1 protein-coding gene is annotated in these 752 nt (G+C 65.6%); it reads right to left on the minus strand.

The genetic code is table 11. From position 1 onward, the window contains the following. Positions 1-752, minus strand: a 752-nt coding sequence (locus ACYVO7_RS25755; protein WP_460452612.1) for a transposase, incomplete at both ends; no start/stop codon positions are given.

Below are 752 nucleotides of genomic sequence, written 5' to 3' on the forward strand. Positions count from 1 at the left end.
CTGGGCGTGGTCGTAGGTGAACTCAGACCGGCTGAAGGTGCCGTCCTGCCGCTCCGATTTGTCGAAGACCGGGATATGAGGCTCGATCCCGCGCTCGTGAACGAGCCACGCAAGGTTCTCGGCCGAGCCGTAGGCACTGTCTGCGGCAAGGCGGGCCGGCCAGAGGTCGAACCGATCCTGCGTCCGCTCAATCATGGTGCGAGCCGCGCCGACCTCGGCTTGCCGGATCGCGCGGCTGGCTTCGACATCAACGATGACGGCGTGTTGGAGGTGGATCAGATAGTTGGTCGCATAGGCGAAGAAGGCGTGCCCCTTCAGGGCTCCGGTCCATTGCGCCGCCGGATCGGACTTGGACACGAAATTCGGCTTCACATCGCTGGCGGCGCCCCAAGCCGCTTCGTCGAGCGTGTCCAGGTACTCCCGAACCGACCGCCTCGTCTCGGCAAGAGCCGTCCAGTCCACTGTCTCGCATCCTTCGGCGGAACGCTGCCTGTTCGCGTCCGCCTTGATGAGGCTGGCGTCGACCGCGAAGCCTTCTCCGCCGACGAGGCCCTCGTCCATGCAGCGCTGGACAGTCGCCTCGAAGAGCTCGCGCAGCATGTCGCTGTCGCGGAAGCGGCCGTGCCGGTTCTTAGAGAAGGTCGAGTGGTTTGGCACGGCGCCGTCCAGGCCCAGGCGGCAGAACCAGCGATAGGCCAGGTTGAGGTGAACCTCCTCGCACAGCCTGCGCTCGGAGCGAATGCCGAAGCAGT

This window comes from Alsobacter sp. SYSU BS001988, from assembly GCF_054796215.1.